At 35.4% G+C, this 13,285-nt stretch carries 12 protein-coding genes; 4 read left to right on the top strand and 8 right to left on the bottom strand.

Annotated elements, in window-relative coordinates:
• Nucleotides 1-71 precede the first annotated feature (71 nt).
• The gene (locus tag OXQ85_RS18450; RefSeq protein WP_267406380.1) at nt 72-1,331 is read left to right on the top strand and encodes an esterase-like activity of phytase family protein; all 1,260 of its coding nucleotides are present in this window, start codon (nt 72-74) and stop codon (nt 1,329-1,331) included.
• A 90-nt stretch (nt 1,332-1,421) separates the two neighbouring features.
• Here OXQ85_RS18450 and OXQ85_RS18445 read toward each other — a convergent pair whose 3' ends face one another.
• The 8 genes from OXQ85_RS18445 to OXQ85_RS18410 all read right to left on the bottom strand — a co-directional run bounded on the left by OXQ85_RS18445 (nt 1,422) and on the right by OXQ85_RS18410 (nt 10,231).
• Nucleotides 1,422-2,273 carry a cupin domain-containing protein gene (locus tag OXQ85_RS18445; RefSeq protein ID WP_267406379.1) on the bottom strand — a complete coding sequence of 284 codons (852 nt, stop codon included), beginning with the start codon at nt 2,271-2,273 and terminating at the stop codon, nt 1,422-1,424.
• A 2-nt stretch (nt 2,274-2,275) separates the two neighbouring features.
• Entirely contained in the window at nt 2,276-4,252 is a 1,977-nt protein-coding gene (locus OXQ85_RS18440; RefSeq protein WP_267406378.1) for a hypothetical protein, read from the bottom strand.
• 471 nt (nt 4,253-4,723) lie between these two features.
• Nucleotides 4,724-5,482, bottom strand: coding sequence for a triose-phosphate isomerase (gene tpiA, locus OXQ85_RS18435; protein ID WP_267406377.1), 759 nt, complete (start codon nt 5,480-5,482; stop codon nt 4,724-4,726).
• 26 nt (nt 5,483-5,508) lie between these two features.
• A complete protein-coding gene (locus OXQ85_RS18430; protein ID WP_267406375.1) occupies nt 5,509-5,913 on the bottom strand; it encodes a hypothetical protein in 405 nt (134 codons plus the stop codon).
• A 5-nt stretch (nt 5,914-5,918) separates the two neighbouring features.
• On the bottom strand, nt 5,919-8,045 hold the full coding sequence (locus OXQ85_RS18425; RefSeq protein WP_267406374.1) for a S9 family peptidase: 2,127 nt from the start codon (nt 8,043-8,045) through the stop codon (nt 5,919-5,921).
• A 19-nt stretch (nt 8,046-8,064) separates the two neighbouring features.
• On the bottom strand, nt 8,065-8,415 hold the full coding sequence (locus tag OXQ85_RS18420) for a TerB family tellurite resistance protein (protein WP_267406372.1): 351 nt from the start codon (nt 8,413-8,415) through the stop codon (nt 8,065-8,067).
• Nucleotides 8,416-8,550: 135 nt separating this feature from the next.
• On the bottom strand, nt 8,551-9,663 hold the full coding sequence (locus OXQ85_RS18415) for a BT_3928 family protein (RefSeq protein WP_267406370.1): 1,113 nt from the start codon (nt 9,661-9,663) through the stop codon (nt 8,551-8,553).
• Nucleotide 9,664: 1 nt separating this feature from the next.
• A complete protein-coding gene (locus OXQ85_RS18410; protein ID WP_267406368.1) occupies nt 9,665-10,231 on the bottom strand; it encodes a DUF1599 domain-containing protein in 567 nt (188 codons plus the stop codon).
• A 436-nt stretch (nt 10,232-10,667) separates the two neighbouring features.
• Here OXQ85_RS18410 and folP point away from each other — a divergent pair, with 436 nt between their 5' ends.
• From folP to OXQ85_RS18395, 3 genes are all read left to right on the top strand, one after another.
• Nucleotides 10,668-11,435 carry a dihydropteroate synthase gene (gene folP / locus OXQ85_RS18405; protein ID WP_267406480.1) on the top strand — a complete coding sequence of 256 codons (768 nt, stop codon included), beginning with the start codon at nt 10,668-10,670 and terminating at the stop codon, nt 11,433-11,435.
• A gap of 12 nt (nt 11,436-11,447) precedes the next feature.
• The gene (locus OXQ85_RS18400; RefSeq protein ID WP_267406367.1) at nt 11,448-11,849 is read left to right on the top strand and encodes an ACT domain-containing protein; all 402 of its coding nucleotides are present in this window, start codon (nt 11,448-11,450) and stop codon (nt 11,847-11,849) included.
• A gap of 315 nt (nt 11,850-12,164) precedes the next feature.
• Nucleotides 12,165-13,283, top strand: coding sequence for a glycerophosphodiester phosphodiesterase family protein (locus OXQ85_RS18395; RefSeq protein ID WP_267406366.1), 1,119 nt, complete (start codon nt 12,165-12,167; stop codon nt 13,281-13,283).
• The last annotated feature ends 2 nt before the right edge of the window (nt 13,284-13,285 follow it).

Raw genomic sequence — 13,285 nt, 5'->3', positions numbered from 1 at the left:
AAAGAAAATTAATATTCTATTTAAGATTAATTTACAATCAATATTTACTTTCGCTGCCAATAAAAGTAACTATGAAAAGAATCTTATTACCTCTTGTTTTCTTACTGACAGTGGCTTCATGCAAAGACGATGACAACGCAAACCAAGATATTAATTATTCTAAACTTCCTCAGGAATTTCCTTTCACCACTTTGGCTACACAAAATGGTGTGAATGTAATTAACGGAGGCTTCGGATCAGGAGCCGCAGCGCATCCTACGAGAAAAGGTGAATTTTATGTAATCACCGATCGTGGTCCGAATACCGCTTATTTAAACGGAATAAAATTCCTTGTTCCTGACTTTACCCCTACAATTTTACATTTTAAAATTAATGCGGAAGGAAATATTGAAGTCATTAAATATATCAAGCTCAAAAATCCGTCCGGGCAGCCAATTACAGGTCTTCCAAATCCTGTGGGAATGGGAAGTACAGGAGAAATTGCCTATGGAGCCAACGGAAATCTGTTGGGAACGGATAATTACGGATTAGACAGTGAAAGTATTGTAGCAGCGGCAGACGGAACATTTTGGGTGTCTGATGAATATGGTCCGCACATTGTTCATTACAGTGCAGAAGGTATTGAGACTGAAAGAATCAGCCCGATTGGAGTAAATACCGGAACGAGAAAGCTTCCCGCAGTATTTGCAAAAAGAAGACCCAACCGTGGAATGGAAGGGATGTGCATGACTCCGGATGGAAAAATGTTGGTAGGCACCCTGCAGTCCATGATGTATGTTCCGACAAAAGCTTTGGCCACGAATACTACCTTAACAAGAATTGTCACTTTTGATTTGGCAACAGGCCAAACGAAACAATATTTATATAAACAGGATGGTGGCGCTTCAGATTCTGTTTGCGATATAACGCCTATCAGCAATACTGAATTTTTAGTGATCGAAAGAGACGGAAATTTTGGCTCTGTTGGCGGGGTGAAGAAAGTGTATAGAATTAATTTAAGCGGTGCTTCTGATGTAACCGGAACAGATTTAGCCGCGGTGGACGGAATGAAAATCAACGGGAAAACTTTGGAGCAGTCGACTTGGGATGAAATCAATACCGCGGGACTGAAACCTGTAACAAAAACTTTGGCAATTGATCTGGTAGCTAAATTAGGATACGAACATGATAAATTCGAAGGAATTGTGTATTTAGGAAATAATAAACTGGCTGTTTTCAATGATGATGATTTTGGCGTGGTAGATGACGGTAACGGAAATCCGAAAACAAAAATTCTACCTAAAACTGGGAAACAGGATAAAGGAACGATGTATATTGTAGATATTAAGTAAATAATTAAAGAAAATATTTAAACAGTTGCATTATAAATTCAATAAAAACCTCATTCAGAAATATGCTGAATGAGGTTTTATTTTTAAGACTTAAGAAAGTTCATCAATTATATCAACATATTCCGGGAAAGTATGCTTCAACCCATTCAAAAATGTCTTTCTTTCGTTGTCATCTGCTGGTAAAGGAGTGCTGCAACTTTCATAAAAAGCTGGTGCTAAACTGCAACTGCTTAGATTAAAATCTTTATTTACGACTTTGGCTCCAAACCATGTGTTTTTTGGAACTATAATTTGTATTTTTTCGCCTTTAGAAATATTCTTACCTAAAGTCTTAACGGTTGCCGTCTTTTTCACCAAATCGAAAATATAAATTTGCAAAGCAGAACCTTCATGAAAAAACCATTGTTCATCCATCGCAAGTTTGTGCAATTTCAACTTCGGAAGATTATCTATCAAAATAAAATTCAAAGAATAAGTACTGTCTTTATCGGTTTGATGACTGCCGTCAATGCCAAAATAGCCCACACGATCTACCAGTTTTAGCCCTAATTCTTCAATCCAGGCTTCTTTGGTCTTTTGTAAAGAGAAATTAACGGTTGTGCCTAGAATTTCAGATTTGTCGATGGTACATCGCCACAGCCCTTTTTGGGTAAGAATTGGCTGTTGAGAGCCGTTGGGTAATTCTATTACTTCACGATGATTTAATAATGGGATGCCAGATTTTCGTACCGCTTCATCATCTTTTACATGATCTTCTCTGTCATCAATTGTTCCTACGATTTCCGAGACAGAACTTCCTACGAGTTTTGCAAAATTTTCGTTGCAAAATACAAATCGGGAATCAACATCTTTGATGCAAGTATAGACTCCATCCATATTTTCTACAGATTGCAAGTCTAAACTTACTTCTAATAGTTTAGCAGTTTCGTTAGTATCCATCATGATTAAAATTTAGATTGATCAATTAATTCAAGAATAGCTGTAGATTCTGTGTTTTCAGAAACGGGCTGTTTCTTTTCTTGAGCGTTAGCTGCAATTCGTTTATCTGCTAATTGTAAAGCCATTGCCGTCATGGTTAAGGTAGGATTCCAAGCACCGCTTTGTGCCCATAATGAAGCTCCTGTTATGAATAAATTGGATACAGGCTTACCTTGATTGATGAGTTGGTACTCTAAATTTACGACAGCCTCAATTTTTTTGTTATCACTATCAAGATTATTATTTTCAATAGGTAAGGTAGAGCCTTCGTGTACCATTGCCGGAACATGAGGATATCTTGTGCGCTCTGCTTTTTTCACCCATGAGTTTTGGATTCCATAACGCTCAGGTAAATAATCTGTACCACTTACATGACATTCTTGATAATAGTTCAAATCACTATACCAATATTCAGGATCATCAAATAAATAATCAAGAATATTATAGGTCGTTTTACCCATGTCATCCCATGTTTTTTTATCTTTCAGACTCGGATTACATCTTAGTAAACTTCCTGTAGTCGCATCAGAATCTTTATTAGCTTTAAAAGATGCATCTTCATTATGAATATCTAATTCACCTAAAATTGCACATACTAATATGACATGATTTTCTGAACCTTTCAATTGCTCCGGAGAAGCAGTAGACACTACATCAGGCATATAGCGCATTGCCAGCTCCTGATTTTTAGCCGGATTCGGATCATGAATAATTGATAATTGAATGTGAAACTGCTGACCATTTTCTGCAAAGAAAGGCAGATAAATCGCTCCCATCTGCAAATTTCCATTTTCTGTTAATGCTGATAATTTATCTTTCTTCACTCTTGCTGTAATAGCAGAAATTGTATGGGCTGTAAAATGCTTTCCTGCCGATTCATGATTGAATGATTTCTGAATTAACGTTGCAGGTGGCATGGCTCCCGTTGCTAATATCAATTCTGCGTTATTCAATGCGATGGTTCCTCTTGATGTTAATAATCCATAAGCTTGATTATTTTCATTCAAAATCTCTTCTACAACACATTCAGTAAGAATATGCAATCTGTTGGGGTACATATTATTGCCTTCTTTTCTTCTTTTTTCGGTCTCAGAATCTACATTTTTGGTCGGAAACGCCGTGCTGTCTACCAAATTAAGAATAGCTGTTGGAGTTGAAAATTTATTAAAATCAATCCCTTTATTTTCACCATCACCACAAGCCAACGATGCATATTCTACCTTCATGAGTTGCGCACGTGTTTCACTTTTAGAGTTAAAATCGTCTTTGTTTTTATCAAATAGATCATGAATAATATCTTGCAATGTTCCATATTCTGGTAATCGTAATTGGTCTAAATTATTTTCCAGCCCCAATTTTTTTAAATTCTTAGAGAAAGGCAATGCATTGGACTTATGAACATGCAGTAATTTAATCGCATCATCAAAATAAGAAGTATCCCCATTTTTTTGCGTTAAAGACTCAAATAGTATTGGCGACCACTTCTCGGCTTGTGCTTTTTCGGGTTGAGGGCACCATGCACTCCACAAGAAGCTTCTGCCTCCAAAATAAGGTAACATTCCATGCTGCGTTACACGATAAGGCGCTTTTTCCAGCATGGTAGACTGAGACAAACTCCAAGGAAAAGTTTCAGAAATTGGGCCTACCAATTTTTTATAGCTCGCTCCTAAATTCTGAAAATGTGTTGGTAATAAGAAACCTCCGCGTTCCACCATAAGAATTTTGGCTTCTTTGTCTTTTTCTAAAATTCTTTTAGCAAAGGCATATGCGCAGAAGCCTGAGCCAATAATTATATAGTCATAAGAATTATTTTCTTTTGCTTCTTTCCACTGACCGTCGGTTAAGAAATAAGCATGATTCATGATGTCCTGAATGTCAGGTCGCTGAGGTCCCGGAGTTGGATATCCGTTTCCAAGATTTTTTGATGATGCAAAATTTGCCATAGTTTTTAGTTTATTTGATGGTTTTTATTAGGTTTAAATTTTTCTGAAATATTTATAGAATAAATAATGACTTCGTGATGAATGTAATTTTAAGAATCTTTGATGTTTACTGATAATCATTTATTTAATAATTAAAAGAAGCACGAGACTTAATATTTCTTATTGTTCTTTTACTTTCGCTATCTTCGGGATAAAGACGTAGTTTAGAATTGCTCTTCTGTAATAGAAAAGCTTTAATATGATGTTCATGGTATATTATTATTGTATAAAAGTAGTGAAACCGAAATGATATAAATTAAGTATTTATACGTAATCTGTGGTATCCGTATTTTGTATGAATAAGCTCAATAACCCAATGCTAGAAAGAATTTAATGAGTTTTTCAGGGTAATTTTAAATTAGTTTTTTGTGTAAAAATAAAAAAAGAACGCACCCAAAAGATGCGTTATTATATATTCAAAGAAAATTATTCTTAATTAAATCCTTCGATAATCTTAGAGAAATCTTCTACTTTCAAAGCTGCTCCGCCAATTAAACCTCCGTCGATATCAGGTTGAGAGAAAATTTCTTTAGCATTATCTGGTTTTACAGAACCTCCGTAAAGGATAGAAATCTCATCAGCAACTTCCTGACCGTATTTTGCAGCAATAATACTTCTGATATAAGCGTGGATTTCCTGAGCCTGCTCCGGAGTTGCCGTTTCGCCTGTTCCGATAGCCCAAACTGGTTCGTAAGCGATCACTACTTTTTTAATTTCTTCCGCAGAAAGCGTGAAAAGGGCAACTTCTGTTTGATTTTTAACCACTTCAAAATGCTGTCCAGCTTTTCTTTGCTCTAAAGTTTCACCGTTGCAATACACCGGGATTAAACCTTTATCTAAAGCCAATTTCACTTTTCTGTTGCAGTGAGAATCTGTTTCTCCGTGGTATTGTCTTCTTTCAGAATGTCCGATTAAAGAACCTGTTGCGTCAATTGATTCCAACATATCTACAGAAATTTCTCCTGTATACGCTCCGCTTACGTGCTCGCTGATGTCCTGAGCAAAAACTCCGATCTCATCATTCTCGAAAACATCTTTTGCCATCATTAAATATAAAGCAGGAGGGGCGATCCAAACTTCGCAGTTGATTGCGTTATTGTTTTTATAATCCTGTAACTGAGTCATTAATTGCTGAGCATCAATCACATTTTTGTTCATTTTCCAGTTTCCTGCAACGATCTTTCTTCTCATAATTCTTATATTATCTATTTTTTTGTTTAATCTTCTTCTATTTTAGTTTCAATAAATGTGTAGGTATTATCTTTTTTACCCATCAGTTCAATAGATTGAAACTTAACATCACCACTCCCTAAAATTTCATAACTATATATATCTATCACCTTATCAAAATTGTGAAGTTCATAATATTTGCCATTGCTTGTCCACCATTTACCATTCTCCGTTTCTTGCTGTACGTCTCCATTCTCATCGATAGCCACAAACATCAAAATACTCTTTCCTCCCTCTAATCGGCAAGAAACCCAGTATTTAGAAAAACCTTCAACCTGCTGATTTTGTTCAGACCCTTTATAACAACCCACCATTTTAGGGTCATATTCTTTTTTTTGAGCTGTTATCCCAATTCCTATTATTAGGAGTGCTAGTATTAATAGATTTTTCATAGTTTTTATTTTGTGATTCCTTCCAGTTTAAACATAAAAGCATACACCAACGCAGTATCTTTCAGATAATCAAATCTTCCTGAAGCACCACCATGCCCGTAAGCCATATCAGTTTTTAGCAATAAAACGTTGTTGTCAGTTTTCATATCTCTCAATTTTGCCACCCATTTTGCAGGCTCAAAATACTGTACCTGAGAATCGTGTAAACCGGTTGTTACTAAAATATTAGGGTAGTTTTTCTTTTCAATATTTTCGTAAGGAGAATAAGATTTCATGTAGAGATAAGCCTCTTTATTGTTTGGATTTCCCCATTCATCGTATTCATTGGTTGTTAACGGGATCGTTTCATCAAGCATGGTGTTCACAACATCTACAAACGGAACCTGAGCAATCGCTCCATGCCATAAGTTCGGACTCATATTCACAATGGCTCCCATCAGAAGGCCTCCTGCACTGCCACCTTGAGCATATAAATGCTTTGGTGAAGTATATTTTTCTTTAACCAAATATTCTCCGGCATCGATGAAATCGGTAAAAGTATTCTTCTTTTTCATCATTTTACCGTCTTCATACCATTGTCTTCCCATTTCCTGACCTCCGCGGATGTGTGCAATGGCATATGCAAAACCTCTGTCGAGAAGGCTTAGTCTTGTGCTGCTGAACGTTGCATCCATCGAACTTCCGTAAGAACCGTAAGCGTAGAGCAGAAGCGGATTGTTGCCATCTTTTTTATATCCTTTTTTATAAACTATGGAAATCGGGATTTTTGTTCCGTCTTTTGCGGTGGCGAAAAGCCTTTCCGTTACATAATTTTCTTTATTGTAACCGCCTAAAACTTCCTGTTGTTTTAATAAAGTTCTTTTGCCTGTTTTTAAATCCTGTTCGAATTGTGAACTCGGCGTGATCATCGAAGTATATCCAAAACGGAAATTATCCGTATTATATTCCGGATTCCCTGAAGGATAAACCGTGTAGGCAGCTTCATCAAATTTCAGAAATTCTTTTTTACCCGTTTTTCTGTCATAGATCACCAATTGTGAAAGTCCGTTTTGTCTTTCGCTGAATACCAGATAATTTTTAAACTCACTGATCCCTTCCATCAAAACTTCTTTTCTGTGCGGAATAAAATCTTTCCAGTTTTCAACGCCGGTTTTATCCAAAGGTGTTTCCATCACTTTGAAATTAAGCGCGTCTTTATTGGTGGTGATTAAAAATTTATCTTCAAGAGGCGTTACATCATACAGAACATCCTTCATTCTCGGTTGGAAAACTTTGAATGTACCATTCGGCTCATCAGCTTTCAGGTATCTTGTTTCGGATGAGGTCGTTGCACCGGAATAAATCATAATGAATTTTTCATTCTTAGATTTTCCTACGCCGATATAGTTTGATTTGTCTTTTTCCTCATAAACCATCACATCTTTAGAAGCATCTGTTCCCAAAGTATGTCTGAAAATTTTCTCTGTCAGAAGTGTTTCAGGATTTTTTCCGGTGTAGAAAATAGTTTTATTGTCATTCGCCCACGTTGCAGAACCTGTGGTATTTTTAATACCCAATTCCGTAGTTTTTCCGGTCGAAAGATCCTTTAAAAAAAGCTTGTATTGTCTTCTGGAAACATCATCCACACCATACACCATCTTCATATTATCCGGACTGATGCTGAAACCCGAAGCCGAATAATACGCATGACCTTCCGCCAGTTGGTCTACATCTAGAAGAATTTCTTCAGGAGCGGTAAGGCTGGCTTTTTTTCTGCAATATTTAAAATACTGTTTGCCGGTTTCAGTTCTGGTGTAATAATAATAGCCGTTTTTGAACAGCGGAACCGACTCATCTTTCTCCTTAATTCTGGCTTTCATTTCCTGAAAAAGCTTTTCTCTGAAAGGTTCTGTATCTTTCATCATGCCTTCCCAATAGGTATTTTCAGCCTTCAGATAATCCACCACTTTGGTTGAATCCTTTGCTTTTTTAAAATAATCGATCATCCAGTAATAAGGATCGTTTACTTTATCACCGTGAATATCTCGGATATGTTCCTGCTTTTCAGCAATCGGAGCTTTTAAATCGGGGAATTTTTGAGACTGAAATGTAGCTGCACTCATTACGAATAGGGTTAAATAAAGCTTTTTCATGGTTTTTATGTTTTTTAGCTTAGTTCAAATGCCAAAGATTCTTCAAAAGCGTATAGAAAGTATGCTCTTCGTCCGTCACCTTATTGTCTGCTTTGATTAAAGATTTAGCAAACTGCACAAACTTCACTCTTTCATCCTCTGTAGAATCATCCTGGAAGCAACGTGCATGGAATTCAAAATGATCTTTCCATTCTTCAGGCTGCAATAAAGCAAGCGTTTCCAATTCGTTGTCAAGATTCATTCTGAAAGGAAATTCATCCGCCAGATATTGCTGAATAAGCATTCCTTCTTCCGGCGCAAAATCACCATCTACAGATGAAAGGATCATTAATAAGTGATAACCGGCAATTGATTTATTTGATTTTTGCATTGTATTATGTTAGTTGTTTGTTAATTTTTGGTTGATGGTTTCTAGTTTCTTGTGGCTGGCTGATTGTAGTTTGAGTAGTCGTTTTAAAATTCACAATTGACCATTCACAATTGATTATAGACCATTCAACATTCGTTATTTTACATAGTCTTTCGCAGGCATTTTCTCTACGATTTTTCCGTTTTCTAAGATCAGAACGAAAGGATTGCTTCTTGCAATTGTTTTAATGGCAGTCGCATCCATCATTGCATTTTTGATGGTTTTGAATGTATTATGATCTGTTGAAACTCCATAGATAATATTAGCCTTTTGTCCTTTCACTTTTGCTTCAATTTGTGCTAAAAGCTCTGGAGAAACTTCTTTTGGATGATAAGAGAAAACCAAAATAGCTTTCGGAGCTTTAATGATCTCATCCGTAAGGTCAATTCCTGTAGGATCTTCGATCTTAAATTTCACGATCTCAGATTTGTAGCCTTCTTTTACCAAAACAGATTCATTCTTTCCGTCTTCAATTTTCCACGGCGAACCTTCAGCCCAGTATTTTGTTTCTTTGATATAATCATCCTGATTTACCTTTAAAACTTCTCCTGTCTTCGTATTTTTAAGAGAGTAAAAAGTTTTGTATTCTGAAGGATTTTTAGCAATTTTTTCTTTTTCAGTTTTTAAATTGGTTCCCAATTTATAATCACGGAAATCAATGATCGGTTCCTGAATAATTCCATGCGCCATAATATAGATCATCGCTAAAGAAAATATTCCCAACAAGATATATTTAGGCTTATTCGAAGCTTCTTTTTTGCTGCTGAATGTATAAGCATCTTTTTTCTTAAAGTCTTTTCTATAAAGGATGAAAACAACAATTAATCCCACCAAAAGCACAACATCTTTAATGAAACTTTGCCAAGGCGTAAATTTGATTGCATCTCCAAAACATCCGCAATCGGTCACTACATTAAAATAGGCCGAGTAAAACGTAAGGAAACCAAAGAAAATGCACAACGCAATTAATGCTGAAAGAGTGAATTTCAGTTTCAATTTTAATAGAAGCATAAAGCCTAAAAGCAATTCCAGAACCACTACGATAATGGAAAACAGTAAGGCAAATTTTTCCAGAAACGGCATATTGAAAACGGCAGGGGAGAAGTATTCTTCCATTTTGAATGAAAAACCTACCAGATCCACCGCTTTTACAAAGCCTGAAAGGATGAATATAACGGCAATAATGAAACGTAATAAACCTTTGATCATGTTAAATAGTTTTTGGTTCGAAATTTTTTTCTTGTTCGGAGAATTTTATCAGGCAGAAAACCGCATAGTTCAGCATATCGAAATAATTAGCATCCAAACCTTCTGAAACAATAGTAACGCCTTGATTGTCTTCTATTTGTTTTGTTCTTAAAACTTTCTGATAAATCAAATCTGTGATGGAAGAAATTCTCATATCTCGCCACGCTTCTCCATAATCATGGTTTTTTCTTTCCATCAAAGCTTTTGCTTCTTGGGAATATTTATCGTAAAGATTTAAAATTTCTTCTGTATTTTCGTTGAAATCGTTGGAAAAACCTTTCTCCAGCTGAATAAGTCCGATGATAGAGTAGTTCACAACAGCGATAAATTCATCTTCTTCACTTTCATCCACCATTTTTTTATCGGTCATTTGTAAAGTGCGGATTCTGTTGACTTTAATGTAAATCTGATCCGTAATAGAACTTGGTCTTAAAACTCTCCAAGCGGCTCCGTAATCTTTCAGTTTTTTACCGAACAAATCGCGACACTGACCTATAATTTCCTCGAACTGTACTGATGTTTTTAGCATAAATTCTCTTAATCTTTCAAATATACAAAATAGGTTTTAGGTAGCAGGAATTAGGGATTAGTTTTTTGGAGTTTTCCGTTGTGATTGTGGGAGAGTTTTAGGATTTTTGTGTAGGAGAGTGGGAGAGTTTTAGGGTTTGAGAGTATTAGAGTTTTTGTGTTTGAGCGTGGTGGAGTATTAGGGTGATGTGTTTTAAATGTTTGAGGGAAAAAGAGTTTTTTTTGAAGTAAATATTTTATTTCTTTTGCTTTAATTTTGTAGTATAAATTTTAAACCTATCATGTCCGACAATAAATCTTCTGAATCATCATCTCCAAAAATCTCAAACTCTCCAACTCTAAAACACTCTCACTCTAATACTCTCAAACCCTCCAACCCTCCCACACATTCCATCAACAGCAACGGAAAACTCGTCGATTTATCCACTCCCAAAATCATGGGAATTCTGAATCTTACTCCCGATTCTTTTTCTGATGGCGGAAAATTCAATAATGAAAAAGCAGCGCTACAACATGCTGAAAAATTATTAAAAGAAGGTGCAGAGATTATTGACATCGGTCCGCAATCTACACGTCCGAATGCTGAATTTTTAAGTGCAAAGGAAGAAATCAGACGAATGGCAAGTATAATTTCAAATATCAAAAAAGAATTTCCCGAAGCTTTAATTTCCATTGATACTTTTTATGCAGAAACGGTAAAATTCGGTTTCAATGAAGGAATGGATATCATCAACGATATTTCCGGCGGACATTATGACGAACAGATGTTTGATGAAGCGGCAGAAACCAAACTTCCTTATATCTTAATGCACGTTAATCCTTCTTACGAAACGATGCATGAAAAAGTGAAATTTGATGATATTACATTGGCTGTCAATCAATATTTTTCAAAAAAAACAGCCGAATTATTAGCAAAAGGAGTGAATGATATTATTCTGGATCCCGGTTTCGGTTTTGGAAAAACAGTAGAAGATCAGATGAAAATGATTGATGAAGTTCAATATTTAGGTTTTGGAAAATTTCCTTTGTTAATTGGGATTTCGCGAAAATCTTTTATTTATAAACCTTTAGGAAAATCTCCTTTGGATATTAATGAAGAAACGCAAAAACTTCATTTGAAAGTGTTGCAACAAGGCGCGAAAATTCTTCGTGTACACGATGTTGCAGAAGCAGCAGCTACACTGAAAATTTTTAATAATCTTTAAAAAATAAATTTAATGACGGGAGAAAAAGACCTGAAAATATTATTACAATCTATGAAGCCTGAATTGAATGAAGGCGAATATGTATTTTGTACCGTAGAAAAGCTACCGGAAATAGATCTGAAGGAGATCGTTTGCTTTTTCAAGGAAAAGGAAGGTATCACTTTGATTATTAGAAAAGAATTGGCAGATCAGCTCAATCTTTCTTATGGTTTTATTGCTTCATGGATTACTCTGAAGATTCATTCCTCACTTGAAGCGGTTGGTCTTACGGCTGCTTTTTCAAAAGCGCTGACTTCAGAAAATATAAGCTGTAATGTGGTGGCAGGCTATTTCCATGACCATATTTTTGTTGCGACAAAAGATGCCGAAGCAGCAATGAAAGAACTTCACAGATTATCTGAAGAGGGAATCTGAGAGTTATAGTTTACAATAGTATCAGATTAAAACGAATTATTATAAAAATCGTGAAGAAGTAAAATTTTTTCACGATTTTTTTTATATAAATAATTAGTGAATAATCCGATGGAATGGCGAATTCATAATAATATGTCTCATTAAATGAATATTAAATTTAATTTTATGTTAAAATAATGTGGTATTTGTATTTAATTTATCTGTAACTTAGAAAGTGAAAACGTTAAAAACAAATAGCTTATGAAAAAACTATTCAGTCTTTTAGCCCTCGTTCTTTTGGGCGTTGTGCAAATATGTGCACAGGTAGAAACCGGTATGAAGGTGAAAAAAAATCAACTACAGACAAGTGAAAAGGCAGGATCTATTGATGTTAATAAGATTATTGATGCCAATAAGAGAAATTATTCGCCAAAGATTGCTGATAAACTCAATTACAGAGAAGAGCTCATAGAAGCACTTACAAAAGGAGATAAGTATCCAAACTATGTTATTTCTGCATCACATCGCGCGCAGTACAATGGAGGAAATGAGCCGGAAAACTCAATGGAAGCTATTGTAGATGTTTTAAAAAATAAACGCGCAGATATAGTAGAGTTGGATATAAAAAAATCAAAAGATGACACAGTGTATGTAATGCACGATAATTATCTTCAAAGGACGACAGACTTTTTAGACAAATTTACAGGACTAGGAAAAGGTTCTGATCAATATGGGCACTATAACAATTACGTTTGGGAGCAAGTGGCATTACTTAAACTAAAAAGACCAGATTTTTCCTACACAGATAGAAAAGTTCCTACTTTCAGAAATGTACTGCGATATGTAAAAGCTCAAACGCAATCTCTTATTAATCTTGACATTGGAGATATGGCTGTTTTTAAGGCTACTTGGGAAGTCGTAATGCAAGAAGACGCTTTTAATTGTGTTATTTTTAAAACAGCTCAGTTAACGGTAAATCAATATAAAACAGAGTATTATGATAAACTAACAGCAGCTCAGAAGCAACAAGTAATTTTCTTTCCTATGATTGTGGTGAATAATCCTGAATGCAAAACGCCTCTAGAAGCATATAACAATTGGGAAGCTTCAGGTTTGGCAAAAGGATATGAACTAGGATATAGAACTCTTAATGCAACTAATGATCCTATAGTAGAAGTAGCTATGGCTGTAAGGAAAAAAAATAGAGTTAGGGTTCATGTATTCAATACATATCCAGACACCTATGAAGGTCGATACAGAGGAAACGTGAATATCGATCAATGTTGTAATGATGCTTATGACGCACGGGGAGATTGGGGGTTTCTTTTAGATCCAAGAAATGCGGGAACATATGCAGATGGTTCTAATGGATATATTATTACTGATGATCCGGAATTACTGGACGACTATCTAAGTGTTCATGAGTTAAAAAAAGTTGACATTAAATTAAAGTAAAA

It is taken from the genome of Chryseobacterium sp. GM_Chr_2 (genome assembly GCF_026540445.1).
Lineage (GTDB): Bacteria > Bacteroidota > Bacteroidia > Flavobacteriales > Weeksellaceae > Chryseobacterium.
This window is presented reverse-complemented; position numbering and strand designations above follow the sequence as displayed.

Excerpts from the sequence above, each read along its gene's own strand:
- OXQ85_RS18410 (WP_267406368.1), bottom strand. The coding sequence starts at position 10,231 with ATGCTAAAAACATCAGTACAGTTCGAGGAAATTATAGGTCAGTGTCGC.
- folP (WP_267406480.1), top strand. The coding sequence starts at position 10,668 with ATGGGAATTCTGAATCTTACTCCCGATTCTTTTTCTGATGGCGGAAAA.
- OXQ85_RS18425 (WP_267406374.1), bottom strand. The coding sequence starts at position 8,045 with ATGAAAAAGCTTTATTTAACCCTATTCGTAATGAGTGCAGCTACATTT.
- OXQ85_RS18440 (WP_267406378.1), bottom strand. The coding sequence starts at position 4,252 with ATGGCAAATTTTGCATCATCAAAAAATCTTGGAAACGGATATCCAACT.
- OXQ85_RS18445 (WP_267406379.1), bottom strand. The coding sequence starts at position 2,273 with ATGATGGATACTAACGAAACTGCTAAACTATTAGAAGTAAGTTTAGAC.
- OXQ85_RS18420 (WP_267406372.1), bottom strand. The coding sequence starts at position 8,415 with ATGCAAAAATCAAATAAATCAATTGCCGGTTATCACTTATTAATGATC.
- OXQ85_RS18395 (WP_267406366.1), top strand. The coding sequence starts at position 12,165 with ATGAAGGTGAAAAAAAATCAACTACAGACAAGTGAAAAGGCAGGATCT.
- OXQ85_RS18430 (WP_267406375.1), bottom strand. The coding sequence starts at position 5,913 with ATGAAAAATCTATTAATACTAGCACTCCTAATAATAGGAATTGGGATA.
- OXQ85_RS18415 (WP_267406370.1), bottom strand. The coding sequence starts at position 9,663 with ATGATCAAAGGTTTATTACGTTTCATTATTGCCGTTATATTCATCCTT.
- tpiA (WP_267406377.1), bottom strand. The coding sequence starts at position 5,482 with ATGAGAAGAAAGATCGTTGCAGGAAACTGGAAAATGAACAAAAATGTG.
- OXQ85_RS18450 (WP_267406380.1), top strand. The coding sequence starts at position 72 with ATGAAAAGAATCTTATTACCTCTTGTTTTCTTACTGACAGTGGCTTCA.
- OXQ85_RS18400 (WP_267406367.1), top strand. The coding sequence starts at position 11,448 with ATGACGGGAGAAAAAGACCTGAAAATATTATTACAATCTATGAAGCCT.